Here is a 20205-nt window from a genome sequence, read left to right on the forward strand (position 1 = left end):
GCTCTGGTTTTGGTTCTGGCTTAGGCTCTGGTTTTGGTTCTGGCTTAGGCTCTGGTTTTGGTTCTGGCTTAGGCTCTGGTTTTGGTTCTGGCTTAGGCTCTGGTTTTGGTTCTGGCTTAGGCTCTGGTTTTGGTTCTGGCTTAGGTTGTGGTTTTTCATTTTCCTTGATAAGCACAACATTTTTATTCCATTCAACAACTGGTTTTTCTGTTTCTTTCTTAACAGGATCCTTCACCAACTCAGGTGCTTCTGGTTTAACCGGTTCACTTGGTAAGACAGGTACAGTTTTATATTCTGGTTCTGTCGGTGGAACTGGTTTTTCTTTAACAGTTGGTACTTCTGTCAATTCTGGTTTTTCAGGTTTAACTGGAGGTGTTGGTTCTGTTGGTTTAACTGGCTCTTCACCTGGATCTTGAGGGAAGCCAACGTTTGAGTTGATAGAGAACCAATAGAGAGTTGCTTCGCCTGTTGCGTTAGCACCTTTTGCTGTAAATTCAAGATGACCATCTTTCAAAATAACAGCAGCACCACCATAGTAAAGGTAAGGGCTCGTAGGATCATCCCAACCCTTAGTTTGACTTGAAGAGTCTGCATTAAATGTAGCACCTTGATCCATGTATTGGTTTTGTTCTTTAGCAGATACTTCTTTTGTAGATGAATCTTGGTCTACACTTGAATTTGGAAGTTTAATAAACTCTTTGTCACCAATGTTTACAGACTCAACGTGAGGAGTATCTTGGTGTTTCATTTTTGGTGTGTATCTCAAAACACCTGATGTAGCGTCTACAGTGTAAGAACCGATAACATCTGATTTATCACCAAATGTGTAATCTTCAGTACCAACTGAGTGACCATTTCCGCCACCAGATGCGTTCACTGTTGTAGCATCAACTGTTGTTTCTTCAGTTACTTTAAAAGCATCATTATCCCATGTTGCTTTTTGAGCAACAATTTTCAAAGGATTATCAGCATTGATATCAACTTCTGCACTACCGAAGTCAGCTTTACCGCTTTTCACAACAACGTCTGCACCATCAAGTTTTGGTTCACTTCCATCTGAATATGGATCCCAAGTTCCACGAACTGTATTGCCTTCGCTATCTTTAGCTTCAACAACTAGAGGACGAGGTTTGTCATTTTCAACATAAGATGCACCATTCCAGTGGTTAAGTGAGTTAAGGGCAAGGATTGCATTATGTTGTGACAAATCAATTAATTGGTCATTTTCATCATAAAACTCAATGTCAACACCAACTGTAACTGGGTTTTCAGTATCAGTTGAGCTACCAATTGTCATTGTAACCGCTGGATCGTTATAAATTTGAACGATTCCTTTTCCATCTGATGATGGAAGGCTCTTCACTTCGTATTTATAAACAACTTTTGCAATACGTTTTTCTTCGCTACCTTTTACAATTTTAGCTTGAGTAAGTCCTGTGTATGTAACATCAAATTTGTCTCCGACTTTTACTACTCCCCACTCAATTTCATTGTTAGCATATGGGTTTGTAGTTGTCAAATCAGAATCTTGTAGATTCTTTGTTTCATACATTTTTGTAGCTTTCCCATCGCCGTACATACGAGATTGACCTTCTTTTGTCAAGTAAGTTGTTAATCCAGTTGTTTGGTGTGTGATTTTAGTTGTTTCGCCATCAGCAAGTTCTTCAGAGAGGAATGTCAAATCTTGTTTGTATTTCTCAGGATTTCCTCCACGCTCTGCAACCATCTTATTGAAGGCATCTTTAGCATCATCGTATTGTGCTTTTTTCTTGTTGTAAATTTCAAGTTCAATCAAGTAAGCAGCTTGCGCTTCATCATAAACAGCTTTTTTAGTCTTGTATTCAGCTAATTTAGCTTCATAATCTGCTTGAGCTAATTTATTACTTTCAGTAGCTTCTTGATTTGCTTTTACAGATGCATTATATGCTGCAAGAGCTGTGTTATATTCTTCAAGCGCTTTTTCATAAGCAACACGTGCTTCTTCATTACTCTTTTCTACTGCTGTTTTTTCTGCTGATTTTTCAGTCAATTCTTTTTTATAAGCAGTAAGTTTTTCGTTGTAAGCTGCAAGCTCTTTATCGTAGTTTGCTTGTGCAACAGCATTTTTAGCATCAACTTCAGCTTTTTCTTTTTCGTAAGCTTCTTGATTTGTTGCTACTTCAGCTTTGTAATCAGCTACAGTTTTATTAATAGCTGTAACTTGTTTTTCGTAATCTTTAGCAGCAACTTCCTCAGAGTCTTGCTTTTTAGTCTCAGTTTCTTTAACTTCAAGACCTTCTTTTGTGGCAGAAGTTTTAGCTTCTTCCAACTTCTCTGGAACCGCAACTTCTTTTGTTTCTTCTCCAGCTACTGTTGTAGTTGAAGTAACCGGTGTAGTTGCTGATGAAGTTTCATCGGCAGATACTGTAGCAATACCTGCAACAGCAATCACTGTTGCAACTGCAACAGAACCAAAGGCAACTGAGGTTTTTCTCAAGGCATATTTAATCGTTTTATTATTCTTTAACGATGACATGACAAACTCCTTTTTAAATGGTTTTTTTATGCTTCTCAAGCAAAAAGAATTTTTGTTCTTCGAAGTCAGAAAAATCGTAACAAAAATAATTTAAAAAGTCAAGTATTTTTATATATTTTTTTCAAACTTTTTTCACTTTATTTTTAGGGGTTTTTTTAGGGGTTTTTCATTTTGATTTCAAAAAATTTACGTTTTTGTTGACATTTTCCTATGATATGTCGTATAATTTCAACTAACAAAATTTAATGATTGGGGGATATAATGAAATCTTCAAATAACTTTTCTCAAGAAAAAGGTCACGGCTATTTCCGTAAGCGAAATAAAGTACTTGTATCTATGATTACGGTCTTTGGTTCTTTGATGTTAAGTTCTGTTGCTATGGCAGATGAAGTTGCTTCAACTACAACTACAACTACAACTTCAACAACAAACGTAACTACATCAAGTCAACCAGCCACTAGTACTGAGACCACTAGTGAGCAACCTACTACAACAACTAGTGAGGAAACCCCAAAGACTTCTTCAAGTGAAGAGACATCATCTTTGCCTCAAACTGCAAGTGCAACTGAACCCACAACGGCTAGTACTTCATCTACAACAAGCACTTATAACACTCCAAAAATCCAAAACGATGTAACATTTAACAAAGCCACATATAAAAGTGGCGAGGATGTTAGCATCTCAATCAATAATCCTGACGTAACTTCGTCTGATTTGACAGTGTCTCATTTAGACAAAGTTATTTATGAGTTGAAAAATGCTCCAGGAAATTCACTTGTCATTCCAAACTCTGTTTTCTCTCCAAATTCTGGTTATCTCATTGACATTATTGGAAAGAATGCTGATGGAAAACAAGAATTTCACAAAGTAGCTGGGCTATCAGTCGAAGATGATTGGACTGTATATCCACGTTATGGTGTTGTAGCAGGTTCAAAAGACAATCACAATTCGATCACTAAAGAGCAAGTGGAAGGATATAAAAATAGTATTGACCAATTGGCCAATATGCACATCAATAACTACTTCTTCTACGACGTTTATAATACACCTGCTAACCCATTCCCAGCAAATGTTGAACGATTCACACAAGATTGGGCTACTTTCTTGATTCCGAAAGATGAAACAGATCCCGAAAAACGTAAAACATACTTACCGGTTATTGACACAGAAGCTGTAAAAGAGTTGGTTTCTCATGTCCATTCAACTGGCGCTAAAGCTATGCTTTATAATATGATTTACGCTGTGTCTCTTGATGAGAAAATCCCAGACCAAGTAAAAAGTGCGATCGTACGCAACTTGCAAGATCACTTCAACTTTGGAAAGACTGGTGATGTTACAGCGACTGATATCCAACAATTTCTTGATCCAGGAGATCCAAACTGGCAAAACTTTATCATCAATGTGATGTTAAAAGCCATGAAAGAAGGCGGCTTCGATGGTTGGCAAGGGGACACTATGGGGACTAACTTGGTTGAAAAAGTTAACGAACCTGGAAAAGCTTTCTCTTTAAGTGAAAACTATCCAAAACTAGCCGCAGCTGCAACAGAGGCCCTCAAAAAAGAAGGCTATGACTTCATGATCAACGATATCTCTACTGGAGATGCTGATCGATTAGGAAAAACCAATGTCTCTGCACCTTACGCGGAAGTTTGGGGAGATAGCATCGCCTATGATTCTACCTATCAAGCCTTAACACGCTTGACTGAGCGTATGCGAGATTTATACAACGGAAAATCTCCAATTATCGCTGCTTATACTCACCGTGAAAAAAATGCAACAAAACTCAGCAAAGACAATGAATTACTAACAGATGCAATTATTGCAGCAAGTGGAGGTTATCATATGACCACTGCTGCTCTCAATACATCTCAAGATGAAAAAGGTTTTGGTGTTATTCAGGCTGAATGGTACCTCAATCAAAACTTACCAGTCAATGCTGATTTTGCTAATGCAGAATTCAACTACCAAGAATTTATCGTTGCCTACCAAGAACTCCTTCGTGGACGCGAAACTTTAGCACATGATACTCGCCGTATTGGAGACAATACAAATGTTCTTGTAGATGGTAACTTTATCGGTTCTAATCTTGATAATTCAGATGGTGTTCGACCAGGCACTGTCTATACCATCACAAAAGAAACTAAAACTGGTGACCGAATTGCTCATTTAATTAATCTTGTTGGAATTACTGAAAACAAATGGAATAGTGCTGTTAATTCCACTACCAAACTGACTAACATCCAAGCTTTTGTGCCACTTGGTAAAATTTCAAAAGATCAGGCTGAACATGCTAATATCTATTGGGCTACCCCAGATGCTGTAGAAGGAAAGTATAATATTAAACTTCGTGAAACTACTGCCAACGTATATTACGATAGCGGTGCGGGACAATGGATGGCTGCAATTGATGTTCCTAGCCTGGATGTGTGGGATATGCTCTATGTCAAACTCAATGAGGTTGCCCGTGTAATTTATCAAGATGAAAATGGCAAGGAACTGGAACGTTCAAAAGACTTTGTTGGTCATACTGGTGAAAAAATTGACTACTCAACAAAAGATACGATTGCTAAATACCTGAAACAAGGTTATAAACTAGTTGAGAACGAATTTGATAAAAATGGACCAGTAAAATTTGACCGAGATGCTTCAAACATTAATGGTGATGGCGTACAGGAATTCATCGTTCGCTTTACACCAAAAATTGTAGATTTTTCTGAAACACAACCAATTCAAGTTGGCCAAGTTGTTCCAGGAGATATCGATGGTAGCATCTATCCAACTCCTAAAGCTCCAAATGGAAAATCTATTAGTGATCTCAATCATTTATCAGAAAAAGTAACTCGTACTATCACCTATGTTACTGAAGATAAGAATGGACACAATCGTCAAGAAGCTGACATCGTTTCAAAAACAGATAGTTTAAACTTTAGCCGAAAAGGAACTATCAATTTGGTAACTGGAGAAACAACACTTGAAGATTGGGTGTCTAAAGACGGTACTACTTTCGCAGATTATGAAAATCCAGTCAAAAATGGATATGTTGTCGTATCTAAAGAATCAAATGCAACAATCTCTCCTGATCTTAATAAATCTGGAGGTCATACTGGAATCCTAGCTGAATCTGATGACATTTCTGATATTGTTGTCTACCGACCAGTCGGTGTTTATACAATTAGTTATGCATCAGGAAAAGAACCATCAAATGCTATTAAAGAGATTCCATATTTAAATAATTCTTCTAATCCAACTGCTATTTCAGCGCCAACTGCAACTTTACCATATATTGAAGGGTTAGAACCAAAAGATGCAACTGGAAAAATCTTAACCTTTGTAGATCCACTTGATGAAACAAAGGGATACCTTCTTCCAACTGCAACTTCTGCTACTAATGATACATCAATTACTTATACCATTTCTCAAGGATCAGTGACGGTACAATTCCTCATTATAGGCAGTGATACCGAATTACAAGACTCTCAAACAGTTTCTGAAAACGCAGACTTTGGTACGAACTATATTACAGATGCACCAAAAGTCATTACCAAAGACGGTCTAGTCTATAATTTAGTTGGTCATCGTGAGGGTTCTGCTGATGTTTCAGGAACAGTATCTAAGGGAAATAAAACAGTCATTTATGACTACAAACTTGCTTTAGGAAATGTAATAGCACGATTTGTCCTTCAAAACACCACAACTGAATTGCAACCAGCTATCGTTATTGCTTCAAATGCAGATAACGGTTCTGCCTACATTGCTGTTGCACCGGACGAAATTTCTTATAATGGTCAAACATACGAACGTATTAGCAGTGCACAACAATCAGGCCAAGTCGGAGTAGGAACTACAGATCTGATTTTTGAATACAAAGTCAAAGAATTACCAACTCCTCAACCTCAACCTCAACCTCAACCTCAACCTCAACCTCAACCTCAACCTCAACCTAAACCTAAACCTAAACCTAAACCTAAACCTCAACCTCAACCTCAGCCTAAACCTCAACCTCAACCTCAACCTCAACCTCAGCCTAAACCTCAGCCTAAACCTCAGCCTAAACCTCAAACTCAGCCTAAACCTCAAACTCAGCCTAAACCTCAAACTCAAGTTCAACCTCAAACTCAAGTTCAACCTCAAACTCAAGTTCAAGTTCAAGGTTCTGAACGCCAAAAAGAGTCAATACAATCAGAAAGAACTTTGATTAAACCTGGTAGTCAGCTACCTGCAACAGGAGAGCAAAATTCCCAATTAGCATATCTTGGATTTGCTTTTCTCACTGGATTTGCAGGTCTTGTCGGTTATAAAAAGAAACAAGATTAAACTACTATAATTTTAAAAACCCAAGGAATAAGTCCTCGGGTTTTTTTAAGAAAATAACAAAGAGGCCTTGCTCTTACGAGCAAAGCCTCTTCATTTTAGAGCTAAAATTGCTATTTCAATACCAAAATATTGATCTTATCTCAATCTTAGTCTTCACGTCTTTTTGGTTTTGCAATTAAACCAAGACCTACTAGACCAAGTGCTGCACCTAGAGCCACTAATCCAACTTTAGATTGCTCACCAGTATTTGGCAACTCACGACCTTTAGGTTTTTCCGGAGTTGGTGGTGCTACCGGTGTTGGCGGTGTTGGCGGTGTTGGCGGCGTTGGCGGCGTTGGTGGTGTTGGTGGTGTTGGTGGTGTTGGTGGTGTTGGTGGCGTTGGCGGTGTTGGCGGCGTTGGCGGCGTTGGCGGCGTTGGTGGTGTTGGTGGTGTTGGTGGTGTTGGTGGTGTTGGTGGTGTTGGTGGTGTTACCTTGTTGTTAAACTCAGTATCTTCAGGCATTTGTGAAGTAAGGGTCAACACTTTACCATCCTTAGTTACAGTAACTCCAACAGTCACTACCATATTGTCATACTCAACTCCAGCCTCTGTACCTTTCACTTCTTCTACATGATAGATATGAGTGCCTTCTTGACCACGTTTGAACTCAAGAGCTGAGAACTTAATCTTACCTTCTGCATCGTTGCTTACAGTTTCAATTACGTTGCCATCTTTGTCTTTCAATACGAAGCTGAATTCTCCAGCTTTCAACGCACGACCTTCCAATTTCTTCGTGAAGTTGAATTCAACTTTTACTGGGATATTAACAACACGTTTTTCAGTTGGTTTTTCTGGTTTTTCAACTGATTTCTTAGTTGGATCGTATTGGTGAACGATTTGAGAAGCTGTATTTTCAATATCTACACCTTCCTTAGCAGTGTCCTTGATACGTGCAAGAATATCAAACTTATAGTAACGACCAAACGCTAGCTTAGTAGTATCAATTACTTGTGTATCTTCCGCATCTCCAAGAGACTTAGTCAAGTCAGCCTTAGATGTAGCAGTAATGACACCATCCACAATTGAGATATCAAACTTAGCTGTTACATCTTCACCAGTTACTGAATCATAAGCCTTAATTTCAGATACATTAACATCCAAGTTTTCGCTGTCATATTTATCTGTAATTCCTACAGATTGAATATTGTGACCTTCTGTGAATTTAGTTGTATCCAACCATACTTGGTAAACAACCTTATCACCTTTATGGAGTGTTTGAGTATTGATATTTTGCTTTTCATTATTATCAACATTGTCCACATATGGATCTTTGTTGGTATCAGCTACTTTATCAGTTAACTCTTTATCATCATCCAGAAGTTTAGTTCCAGTAATGTCAAATTTCTCTTCGTTAAGAATATATTTTTCTGGGTTAAACTCAGGAGTTTCTGGAGGAGTCACAGTGTTATTGAACTCTTTATCTGGAGCATCAGTTAGTGTCTTCACAAGTGCTTTAGCTGTACCATCGTATTTAACTTCTACTGTGATTTCAGCCTTCATAGAGTCGTAAGTGACTGTCGCATCAGATCCTTTAACTTCTTCTACAGTGTACTTATGAGTTCCAACTTGGGCTTTAGTGAATTCAAGTTTAGCGAATTTCACTTTACCATCTTTATCATTCTTGACAGTCTCGATTTCGTTTCCTTCAGAGTCTTTCAATACGAAGCTGAACTCACCAGCTTTCAATTCACGACCTTCGAGTTTCTTAGTGAAGTTGAATTCGACTTCAATTGGAACTGAGTTGACACGTTTTTCAGTTGGTTTTTCTGGTTTCTCAACTTTCTTCGTAGATGGGTTGTAGTAGTTTACAATTTGCGCTGCTGTATTTTCGATGTCTACTCCACCTTCAACGTCTGATTTTACAGTGGCTGGGATATCGAATTTATAGTAGCGACCAAACTCGAATTTAGTTGTATCGATGATTTGTGTATCGTCTGCGTCTCCAAGTGACTTAGTGAAACCAGCTTTAAGAGTTGCGGTCATAACACCAGCCTCAACCTTAATATCGAACTTGTCAGTCACATCAGCGCCAGTTACTGAGTCGTAAGCCTTGATAGCTGAAGCATCTACATCAACCTTCGTTTCATCGAAATCATCAGAAATACTTACTGACTGGATGTTATCCTTGTTAGCTGCGTCGAACTTAGTAGTATCAAGCCATACTTGGTAGTAGAGCTTAGCACCACGCTTAACAGTCTTGGTATTGATGTTTTCTGCTTCGTTATTATCAGTTTTATCTACATACGGATCTGTATTCGTATCTCCGTACTTGTCTGCCAATTCAGAATCATCATCAAGAAGTTTGTTATCCGTAATTGAGAATTTAGCTGTATCCAATACATATTTCTCTGGTTGGAACTTAGGTTCTTCTGGTGGAGTTACAGTGTTATTGAACTCTTTATCTGGAGCGTCTGTCATTGTCTTCACAAGTGCTTTCGCTTTTCCATCGTAAGAAATCTCAACAGTAATCTCAGCTTTCATTGTATCGTAAGTTACTGTCGCATCTGTTCCAGCTACTTCTTCTACAGTATACTTATGAGTACCTTCGTCACCCTTCATAAATGATAGTGGTTCAAATTTCACTTTACCATCTTTATCATTCTTGACAGTCTCGATTTCGTTTCCTTCAGAGTCTTTCAATACGAAGCTGAACTCACCAGCTTTCAATTCACGACCTTCGAGTTTCTTAGTGAAGTTGAATTCGACTTCAATTGGAACTGAGTTGACACGTTTTTCAGTTGGTTTAACTGGTTTTTCAACCTTCTTAGTTGATGGATTGTAATAATGTACTAACTGACTTGCAGTATTTTCAATATCAGCTCCTGCCTTAACATCTGCTTTAACAGTAGCTGGGATATCGAATTTATAGTAGCGACCAAAGGCAAATTTAGTTGTGTCGATGATTTGCGTATTGTCTGCGTCTCCAAGTGACTTGGTGAAGTCAGCTTTAAGAGTTGCGGTCATGACACCATTTTCAACCTTGATATCGAACTTGTCAGTCACATCAGCACCAGTTACTGAATCGTAAGCCTTGATAGCTGAAGCATCTACATCAACCTTAGTTTCATCGAAGTCATCAGAAATACTTACTGATTGGATGTTATCCTTGTTGTTAGCGTCAAACTTAGTAGTATCCAACCATACTTGGTAAACCAATTTAGCGCCACGTTTAACAGTCTTAGTATTCAAGTTTTCTTTTTCGTTGTTTGACGCATCGTCCGCATATGGGTTCGCATTTGTGTCTGCGTACTTATCTGCCAACTCTTTATCATCGTCAAGAAGCTTGTCACCTGTGATATCGAATTTCTCTTCAGAAACAACGTATTTCTCTGGTTGGAACTTAGGTTCTTCTGGAGGTTTCACAGTGTTATTAAACTCTTTATCTGGCGCGTCTTTAACAGTTGCTACGATTGCCTTAGCAGTACCATCATGGTCTACCTTCACTGTAACTGTTGCAACCATATCATCGTAGGTTACTGTTGAATCAGTACCTGCAACCTCTGAAACAGTATAAGTGTAGGTCTTGCCAAAATCATCTTTACCAAACTTGAGTGTCTTAAAGGTAATTTTACCTTCTGCATCATTCTGAACAGTTTCAACTGCAACATTGTCTTTCTTAAGAACAAAGCTAAATTCACCAGCAGCTAGAGTACGACCTTCCAACTTCTTAGTGAACTTGAGATCAACTGTAACAGGTACAGTGTTGACACGTTTTTGAGTTGGTTTTTCAGGTTTTTCTACAGATTTACTTACTGGGTTGTAGACATGAACGATTTGGTTGGCTTTGTTTTCAATATCAGCTCCTGCCTTAACATCTGCTTTAACAGTAGCTGGGATATCGAATTTATAGTAGCGACCAAAGGCGAATTTAGTTGTGTCGATAACTTGAGTATTATCAGCATCACCTAAAGACTTGTTCATAGAAGACTTAGAAGTTGCTGTGATGACACCATTTTCAACCTTAATGTCAAACTTAGCCGTTACATCTTCGCCAGTTACACTATCATATGCCTTAATATCACTAGCATTAACTGTTACTTTTCCAGCATCATAAGTATCGGAAATACCAACAGATTGGATATTGTTCTTCTCTGAGAAGTTTCTAGTATCTAACCATACTTGGTAAACTAATTTTTCACCACGTTCAACTGTCTTAGTATTGATGTTTTCTGCTTCGTTGTTAGTAGTTTTATCAGCATACGGATCTGCATTCGTTTCTGTGTACTCATCCGTTAACTCGTTGTCATCATCAACCAACTTAGTACCAGTGATGTCATACTTTTCTTTGTTGAGTACAAATTTTTCTGGTTGGAAAACAGGTGTTTCAGGAGGAGTGATTTTGTTGTTGAATACTTTATCTTCCGTTCCTTCAGTTGATGCTCCATTATCATCTACACCACCAGTTGATGATACGCTTGTTACTGTAGTAAGTGTATGACCGTTCTTAGCAACCTTGACTGTAATAGTTGCCTTCATCGTATCGTAAGTCATACCAGCTTCTTTCGATGCTGGAACAACTTCTTCTACAGTATAGGTATGTGTACCAATCTTCGTATTGTCAAATGACAATTCAGTAAATGTTACAGTTCCATCTTTTTTGTTAGCTATAGTTTCAACTTCTTGACCGTTTGCATCTTTAAGGATGAACTTGAATTCGCCATCTTTAAGTTCACGACCAGCCAATTTCTTAGTGAAGTCAAATTTCACTTTAACAGGAGCTACAACATAGTTGTTGAAGATTTTATCATCATCACTTGATTTGAATCCACCTTCAGCACTGTATTTAACTGAAGCTTGTAAATCACCTTGAGCGTTCTCAGTTACAGTAACTGTCATGGTAACAGTCATTGCATCGTAGTCAACGTTAGTATCAGAACCTTTTTGTTCAGTGATCTTGTATTTATAAGTACCAGCTTTGTTAAAAGTAAGCTTGCTGAATGTAGCTTTTCCATCCTTGTTGGTAACAGTTTCTTCGTGCTTATCAGGAGTACTTTTCTCTTCTGTTAATTTGAAAGTAAACTCGCCGTCTGTCAAGACACGTCCGTCCAATTGTTTTTCAACTTCTGGAGTGACTGTTACTGGTTCTTGTTTGACATAGTAATAAATTGGTTGCTTGTATGGTGTCAATGAGTTGAGCAAGTCAACGTTTGTACCTATTTGTACATATGCACCATTTCCTAATTGACTATTTGGTGAAAGGTGTCCGATACCATCTCCTAAGAATGGTACGAATACCGTTTTATACGGTGTATATCCAGCAGCTTTTTGGAAGTCAAATGGAACTTCTACTCCATTAGGATGGTTTACACCGTCATTACCGGTGAAGGCAATTGTGTTAAGAGGTGATTTCTTAACATTTAATTCTTGTTTGTTATAATCACCAGGTTTAATCGGTTTAGTTTCTGCTAGCAACATGTATCCATCAGTGCTCAATGTACCATCAGAACGTTTGCTTTGTTGTTTTGGATCTAGAAGATAAACACGAACGACTACAGTTCCATCTTCCCCTACGATTTCTTTAATCCGTTTAATCCCTGCACGCTCAGCGTCCATGAATTTAGTTCCAACTTTGTAAGGACGACTCACATAACCTGATTTATCGTTTGCATCAGCTGTTTGATACAATTTGTAGCCATCAAATTGGCGCTCACCAGATGCTGTGAAGTTTTGTCCTTCCATGGCTTTAGTTGTATATCTAGCCAAGTCTACTTCATTACCATTTGGTACGTAATCTTGAACAGTTTTATCTGTTTTATTAGCGTTAAATGTTGGGTTATTTTTATCAACTACTCTGTAGTAAGTTGTTTTATCAACGAATATTGGAATTTTAGCGTTTGTATCTGTGATTGTACGACCATTATAAGCTGGTTCTACAACGTTAATAATATCAGTTGATGTACGAGCGTTATAAACATCTTGATATAATTTTTGTTCAGCTTCATTCTTTGGATTTACTAAAGCTTGAATACTTGCACCAACTTCATAACCTAATTGGATAAATGGTTGGTCAGTTTTACCCGGCCCTGCTCCTGTACCTGGGTTGTAATCAACTTGCCAAGTTAGTTCACCATTTGATGCCGTTTTAGTAGTAGTGAATTTTTGAATTCCACTTGTTGCTGTGATTTTTCTAGTCTCTACTACATTACCAGTGTTTTTATCAATCAATTCAACCGTAGTGTCTGTAGTAACATCAAAATTCTTATATGCACGTGTATAGTAGTTTGTATTATAACGTTCATTGAACTTAGTAAGGTCTACAATACTATATGTATAGTAGTCACCTTCTTTTCTGGAATAACCAGCTGGTACATCTTGTGATTTAACAGTAGCCCCGTTAGGACTAGTGATAGATGGATCAACAGTCTCACCGTCTTTTAAATAAGTACTAACACTTACTGGTTTAGTGTTGTGATCTCCAGAAACTGCATCTTCCGTAGTCGCACGACGGTTACGAACTTTAGGTTTATTTGACTCATCTGTAGCTGGTTTTGATTCAGTTGCTGCTGGTTTTGATTCTTCAGTGTTTTCTGCTTTATTAGCTTCTCCTTCAGCAACTTCTGGTTTAGCAGACTCTTCCACTTTGGCAGTTTCTTCTGTAGCTGGTTTTGATTCAGTTACTGCTGGTGTAGCTTCTTCTGCTTTGTTTCCTTCAGCAAGCTCAGTTGTTGCAACATTTTCTACAATATTCTGTTCCTTTTTAGAGGAACCCTCGCTACTATCCTTTTTCACCAACTCTGTTTTTTCTTCAGAACTTGGTTGTGTAGGAAGTTCAGAAGCTTTTACCGTACCTCCATTTGCTAACATAAAACTAAGAGTTGTTCCCAAAAATACGGATGCAACACCTACCTTATATTTCCTCAAAGAAAAACGTTGTTGTTCCTTTCTTATCATTTTGATAAGTTCTCCTTTTATATTATTTTACTATTAGCAGAGGAATTATACCATATTTGAATCTAAAATACAATATTTTTCTCTAACTTTAGCCCTTATATCATACCATAACTCTGACCTAACTTCAAATAATTATGTGCTCCTGAAATCGTTTACTTTGTTATATTTTAGGCCTTTTCAACACCCTTTGATTTATTATATATACTTATATGTAAATGTACGCCACTCTATATTATGTCTATCTTTTAAAATCAATTAATTTAAAATTATACTATTTTTATATATTTACTTAGATCAAGGTTTTGCATTTAATTATTTGTGAAAAATGATAGCAACGCTTTCATAAAAAAAGATTCTCCAAAGAGAATCTTATTTTTTAAATCGCTTCTGTGACAAAACTTCTGCTTTCTAATACTTTTAGCATGGCATCTGCTGTATCCAAAGCTGTAAAGAGAGGCACCCCATGTTCGATAGCTGAACGTCTGATTTGCTCTCCATCTTCATCGGCTGTCCGTTTGGTACCAACAGTGTTGATGATAGCTTGAATTTTTCCTTTGCGGACATAGCTTGGGATATCGTGTTCATCATCACCAATCTTACCAACGAGTTGGGCTTGCAATCCATGACTTGCAAAGAACTCCGCTGTTCCTGCAGTTGCAAGGATTCCGTAACCAATATTTTGGAAACGACGCGCTAATTCTAAAGCTTCTTCTTTTGCATCGTCTGCGATGGTAAAGACAACATTCCCAAAGGTTGGCAAGTGAAGGTAAGAAGCTTCAAACGCCTTATAGAGAGCTTTTTCAAGAGTCGTATCAGAACCCATAACTTCCCCTGTTGACTTCATTTCAGGTCCGAGCAAGCTGTCTACTTTCGCTAGCTTGGTAAAGGAGAAGACTGGCGCTTTGATATGAACTCGTGTACTTTCAGGGTAAAGTCCATCTTGGTAACCAAGTTCTTCGAGACTTTGACCAAGAATCAACTTAGTCGCTACCTGTGCCATAGGGATATTGGTTACTTTTGATAGGAATGGTACGGTACGGCTGGCACGAGGGTTTACTTCAATGACGTAGACTTTCTCATCCTTGATAACAAACTGAATGTTCATCATACCAAGACAGTTGAGGCCAATTGCCAGACGCTTAGTGTAATCTGCAATCGTGTCTTGCACCTTTTGAGACAAGGTTTGTGGAGGGTAAACAGCCATTGAGTCACCTGAGTGGACACCAGCACGTTCGATATGTTCCATGATACCTGGAATGAGAACATTTTGTCCGTCTGAGATAGCATCAACTTCACATTCTTGTCCAACGATATAAGAGTCGACAAGAACAGGATGGTCTGGACTTGCCTTAACCGCAGTACGCATGTAAGAACGAAGATCATCTTCATTCTCAACGATTTCCATAGCACGTCCACCCAAAACATATGAAGGGCGAACGAGAACTGGGAAACCAATTTTACGTGCAGCAAGTACTGCTTCTTCTTCATTGGTTGCTGTTTGTCCAGGAGGTTGTGGAATATCCAAGTCTTTGAGGGCTTGCTCAAAGAGGTCACGGTCTTCCGCACGGTCCAAGTCCGCAACTTGAGTACCAAGGATAGTCACACCAGCTTTTGCTAATGGCTCCGCAAGGTTGATAGCTGTTTGACCACCAAATTGAACGATAACACCTTTTGGTTGCTCTAAGTCGATAACATTCATCACATCTTCGAACGTTAATGGTTCAAAGTAGAGTTTATCAGATACAGAGAAGTCTGTTGAAACTGTCTCTGGGTTTGAGTTCATAATGATGGCTTCGTAGCCAGCAGATTGGATTGCCTTAACAGAGTGAACTGTTGCGTAGTCAAACTCTACCCCCTGACCGATACGGATTGGACCAGAACCTAGGACTAGTACAGATTCCTTATCAGACTTGATAGACTCATTTTCCCATCCATATGTTGAGTAGAAGTACGGAGTTTCTGATTCAAATTCTGCGGCACAAGTATCTACCATCTTGTAAACTGGGACAATCTTGTTTTCTAAACGAAGTTGGCGAACTTGATCAGCTGTAGTTCCCCAAAGTTCTGCGATTTTACGATCTGAGAAACCATTGAGTTTTGCTGTTTTCAAGACATCGACATCCTGAGGATGTGCGCCCAATTCTTGCTCAATCTCAAAGATATGCAAGAGTTTATCCAGATAAAAGATATCAATCTTAGTCAAGTCAGCAATCTCTTCTGGTGTATAACCACGACGAATAGCTTCTGATACGTAGAAGAGACGGTCATCTTGAGCCTTGACAACTTTTTCAATCAAGGCATCATCTGAAACATCTGCAAGCTCAGGCATTTCATTATGATGGACACCAATTTCTAGAGAGCGACAAGCTTTAAGGAGAGATTCCTCGATGTTCCGACCGATGGCCATAACTTCTCCAGTTGCCTTCATCTGGGTACCAAGACGACGTTCCCCTTTTTCAAACTTGTCAAATGGGAAACGTGGAATCTTAGCCACCACATAGTCAAGGGCTGGTTCAAACATGGCATAGGTTGAACCTGTAACTGGGTTAATAACTTCATCCAAGGTCAACCCTACCGCAATCTTGGCAGCCAATTTGGCGATTGGGTAACCTGTTGCCTTAGAGGCCAGAGCTGAAGAACGAGATACACGAGGATTTACTTCGATGACATAGTACTTAAAACTGTGTGGATCAAGTGCAAGCTGAACGTTACATCCGCCTTCAATCTTGAGAGCGCGGATAATGCTCAAACTAGCATCACGAAGCATTTGGTTTTCATAGTCGGACATGGTTTGCGCAGGGGCAAATACGATAGAGTCCCCTGTGTGAATCCCGACAGGGTCAAAGTTTTCCATGTTACAAACAACAAGAGCATTATCAGCTGAGTCACGCATGACCTCATACTCGATTTCCTTGAAACCTGCGATTGAACGTTCAATCAAACACTGGGTAACAGGTGACAACTTCAAACCATTTTCAGCAATTTCACGCAATTCTTCCTCGTTGGCACACATACCACCACCAGTACCACCTAGGGTAAAGGCTGGACGGACGATCACTGGGTAGCCAATTGTAGCTGCAAAGGCTACGGCTTCTTCCACAGTGTTGACAATTTCTGATTCTGGAATTGGTTGCTTAAGTTCTTCCATCAATTGTTTAAAGAGATCTCGGTCCTCCGCTTGGTCGATGGCTGACAGTTTAGTCCCGAGAAGTTCAACACCAAGCTCATCCAAGATACCATTTTTTGACAATTCCATGGCCATATTAAGCCCCGTTTGCCCTCCAAGAGTTGGAAGCAAAGCATCTGGACGTTCCTTACGGAGAATACGAGTCACAAACTCAAGTGTAATCGGTTCGATGTAGACCTTGTCTGCAATCTCTTTATCTGTCATGATGGTTGCAGGATTTGAGTTAACCAAGACAACCTCATACCCCTCTTCTTTCAAAGACAAGCAGGCCTGGGTTCCAGCATAGTCAAACTCAGCAGCCTGACCAATAATGATTGGACCAGAACCAATCACCATAATTTTTTGAATATCAGTACGTTTAGGCATAGTTTATGATACAAAGCCCGTCAAGAACACAGTGAAAATAGGAAACTTGGTGCAGACGCCTTCAGCGTCAAATCAATGTTTATCTTTTTCACACAGTTCTTAGGGCGTGTTCACTTCCGCGAACAATGTATCTTCTCCTTTCTATTCGGCAACTCTCTGATTGCCATTAAATAAATTCTCCGACGATTTCTCACTCGTCATTAATTTGTTTGTTTGAATGCTTCCATCATCTCGATGAACTCATCAAATAGATAACTTGCATCATGTGGCCCAGGAGCTGCGTCTGGGTGGAATTGCACAGAGAAACCTGGTAGATATCTGTGACGTACGCCTTCAACTGACTTGTCATTGATTTCTTCGTGTGTGATGATTAAGTGCTCTGGTAAATCCTCACGGCTAACTGCATAACCATGATTTTGACTTGTGAAGTCCACGCGCCCAGTTGCAATTTCACGAACAGCATGGTTAAAGCCACGGTGACCAAACTTCATTTTATAGGTCTTAGCACCATTTGCCATCGCAAAGAGCTGGTGCCCCATACAGATACCAAAGATTGGAATTTTCCCGAGAATACCACGGATCATCTCAAGAGCTTCTGGTACATCTTCTGGATTTCCAGGACCATTTGACAACATAACTCCGTCAGGGTTTAAATGCAAGATTTCCTCAGCCGTAGTTGTGTATGGAACTACAGTTACGTTACAATCACGTTTAGATAGCTCTCGTAAAATAGAGTGTTTAAGACCGAAGTCTACTAAAACAACGCTCAAGCCAACTCCTGGAGCCGGATAAGCAGTCTTTGTAGAAACTTGTCTGATATTATCAGTTGGCAAAACAGTTGCTTGAAGTTGATCTGCGATATGATCCATGCTATCTCCAGCATGTGTCAAAGTTGCACGCATTGTTCCATGTTTACGGATAATCTTTGTAAGAGCTCGAGTGTCAATACCTGAAATTCCAGGAATTTTCTTAGCTTTCAAGAATTCGTCCAGCGTCATTTGGTTACGCCAGTTGCTGGCTCTACGAGCCTCTTCGAAAACCACAACTCCCTTACAAGTAGGACTGATAGACTCGTAGTCGTCACGGTTAACTCCATAATTCCCTACCAGTGGATATGTGAAGGTCAAGATTTGTCCATTATAAGATTGGTCTGTAATGGATTCTTGATATCCTGTCATTCCAGTGTTAAAGACTATTTCCCCTGTTACATCAATATCTGCACCGAAGGCCTTACCTTCAAAAACTGTGCCATCTTCTAAAACTAGAAGTCGTTTTGTCATATTTTCACCTCTCGTGGACGCTCACTGGCGTCTTTTAACGTTTTGTGTCTTATTTGGCTTTTCTACTCGCCAATACGGATTCTAAGATTGCCATTCGAACAAAGACTCCATTGGTCATTTGTTGAACAATGCGTGATTTTGGAGCTTCAACCAAGTGGTCAGCAATTTCCACATCTCGATTCACTGGAGCTGGATGCATAATGATTGCTTCTTCTTTTAAGCGATTATAGCGTTCTTGGTTCAAGCCATGTTGAGCGTGATACTCTTCTTTTGAGAAGACTGCTCCACTTTCGTGGCGTTCATGTTGAACTCGAAGCAACATCAGAACATCCACCTGGTCAACAATCTCGTCAATAGTTACAAACTGACCATAATCTGCAAACTCTTGACTTCTCCATTCCTCAGGTCCTGCAAAGTAAAGTTCAGCACCTAAACGTTTCAAAATCTGCATATTGGACTTGGCAACACGTGAATGGTCCAAGTCACCAGCAATGGCAACCTTAAGTCCTTCAAAACGGCCAAATTCTTCGTAAATTGTCATCAAATCAAGCAGACTCTGACTAGGATGTTGCCCTGAGCCATCACCACCATTGATAATCGATGTCGTAATGGTTGGGCTCGCAATCAATTCCCTGTAGTAATCAACCTCTGGGTGCCGAATAACACAGATATCTACACCAAGCGCAGACAAGGTCAGGATTGTATCATAGAGTGTCTCACCCTTGTTTACCGAACTTGTATTCACATCAAAGTCAAGTCGTTCCAATCCCAGTTTAATCTCAGCAACTTCAAAGGATTTATGCGTTCTTGTCGAATTTTCAAAGAAAAGATTGGAAACAATGGGATGGTCTTCGTAGGGCAACTGGGCTCCATTTTTAAACTCAATCCCTCGTTTAATCAATTTTATAACCTGATCTACAGTGAGATCTTCCATGGACACCACATGTTTGATTTCTTGTTGATTTTCTGACATGGCTACTCCTTTAGCTTTTAAGCTTCTTCAGTAATCAAAACTCTATCTTGGCCATCAAGTTCTGTCATCTCAACGATGATTTCTTCAGAACGACTAGTTGGAATATTTTTCCCAACATAATCTGGACGAATTGGCAATTCTCTGTGTCCACGGTCCACTAGTACCGCTAGACTCACACGGGCAGGACGACCATGTCCGACAATGTTATCGATAGCGGCACGAATTGTACGACCTGTGTAAAGAACATCATCCACCAAGATAACTTCGCGGTCTGTCACATCCACAGAAATCAAGGATGTATCTTCACCACTTTTGACATCGTCACGGTAAGGTTTGGTATCTAATTCTACAACGGGAACAGAGATGTTTTCCAATTGTTCCAAGCGCTCTTGGATGCGGTGGGCGATAAAGACACCGCGTGTTTTAATTCCCGCTAAAATGATTTTGTTCAAATCTTTGTTGCGTTCGATAATTTCATAAGTGATACGCGTAATTGCTCGCTTGACGGTTAATTCGTCTACAACTTCTTTTGTCTTCATGACAAACCTCCAAAAAGAAAAGTCTCCTTAGACAAGGAGACTTGAGAATGTATCATTAAGCGAGCCATACTGGAAACAGCATAGACTTACCCTTCTACT

The 20205-nt window shown here is 39.3% G+C and carries 7 protein-coding genes; 1 reads left to right on the plus strand and 6 read right to left on the minus strand.

Annotation, left to right across the window (positions count from 1 at the left end):
* Positions 1 to 2515, minus strand: a 2515-nt coding sequence (locus QM382_RS03530; RefSeq protein WP_414272466.1) for a GbpC/Spa domain-containing protein, incomplete at its 3' end; no start/stop codon positions are given.
* A 261-nt stretch (positions 2516 to 2776) separates the two neighbouring features.
* On the opposite strand from QM382_RS03530, the gene QM382_RS03535 reads away from it, so the two are divergent.
* Positions 2777 to 6829 (plus strand): glycoside hydrolase family 66 protein, encoded by a 4053-nt coding sequence (locus QM382_RS03535; protein WP_414272467.1) that lies wholly within the window; start codon positions 2777 to 2779, stop codon positions 6827 to 6829.
* 146 nt (positions 6830 to 6975) lie between these two features.
* Here the strand turns inward: QM382_RS03535 and QM382_RS03540 are convergent, their stop codons facing one another.
* From QM382_RS03540 to pyrR, 5 genes are all read right to left on the minus strand, one after another.
* A complete protein-coding gene (locus QM382_RS03540) occupies positions 6976 to 13761 on the minus strand; it encodes an SspB-related isopeptide-forming adhesin (protein ID WP_414272468.1) in 6786 nt (2261 codons plus the stop codon).
* Positions 13762 to 14137: 376 nt separating this feature from the next.
* The gene (carB, locus tag QM382_RS03545) at positions 14138 to 17314 is read right to left on the minus strand and encodes a carbamoyl-phosphate synthase large subunit (protein WP_414272469.1); all 3177 of its coding nucleotides are present in this window, start codon (positions 17312 to 17314) and stop codon (positions 14138 to 14140) included.
* 200 nt (positions 17315 to 17514) lie between these two features.
* Positions 17515 to 18594 (minus strand): carbamoyl phosphate synthase small subunit, encoded by a 1080-nt coding sequence (locus tag QM382_RS03550; protein ID WP_247921664.1) that lies wholly within the window; start codon positions 18592 to 18594, stop codon positions 17515 to 17517.
* Between the two features lie 49 nt (positions 18595 to 18643).
* Positions 18644 to 19567, minus strand: coding sequence for an aspartate carbamoyltransferase catalytic subunit (locus QM382_RS03555; RefSeq protein WP_414272470.1), 924 nt, complete (start codon positions 19565 to 19567; stop codon positions 18644 to 18646).
* A 17-nt stretch (positions 19568 to 19584) separates the two neighbouring features.
* Positions 19585 to 20106, minus strand: coding sequence for a bifunctional pyr operon transcriptional regulator/uracil phosphoribosyltransferase PyrR (gene pyrR, locus QM382_RS03560; RefSeq protein ID WP_004252509.1), 522 nt, complete (start codon positions 20104 to 20106; stop codon positions 19585 to 19587).
* Positions 20107 to 20205 lie beyond the last annotated feature (99 nt).

The organism is Streptococcus infantis, from assembly GCF_047465185.1.
Lineage (GTDB): Bacteria > Bacillota > Bacilli > Lactobacillales > Streptococcaceae > Streptococcus > Streptococcus infantis_O.

Coding starts and splice junctions, on each gene's coding strand:
- pyrR (WP_004252509.1), bottom strand. CDS start 20,106: ATGAAGACAAAAGAAGTTGTAGACGAATTAACCGTCAAGCGAGCAATT.
- QM382_RS03550 (WP_247921664.1), bottom strand. CDS start 18,594: ATGACAAAACGACTTCTAGTTTTAGAAGATGGCACAGTTTTTGAAGGT.
- QM382_RS03555 (WP_414272470.1), bottom strand. CDS start 19,567: ATGTCAGAAAATCAACAAGAAATCAAACATGTGGTGTCCATGGAAGAT.
- QM382_RS03535 (WP_414272467.1), top strand. CDS start 2,777: ATGAAATCTTCAAATAACTTTTCTCAAGAAAAAGGTCACGGCTATTTC.
- carB (WP_414272469.1), bottom strand. CDS start 17,314: ATGCCTAAACGTACTGATATTCAAAAAATTATGGTGATTGGTTCTGGT.
- QM382_RS03540 (WP_414272468.1), bottom strand. CDS start 13,761: ATGATAAGAAAGGAACAACAACGTTTTTCTTTGAGGAAATATAAGGTA.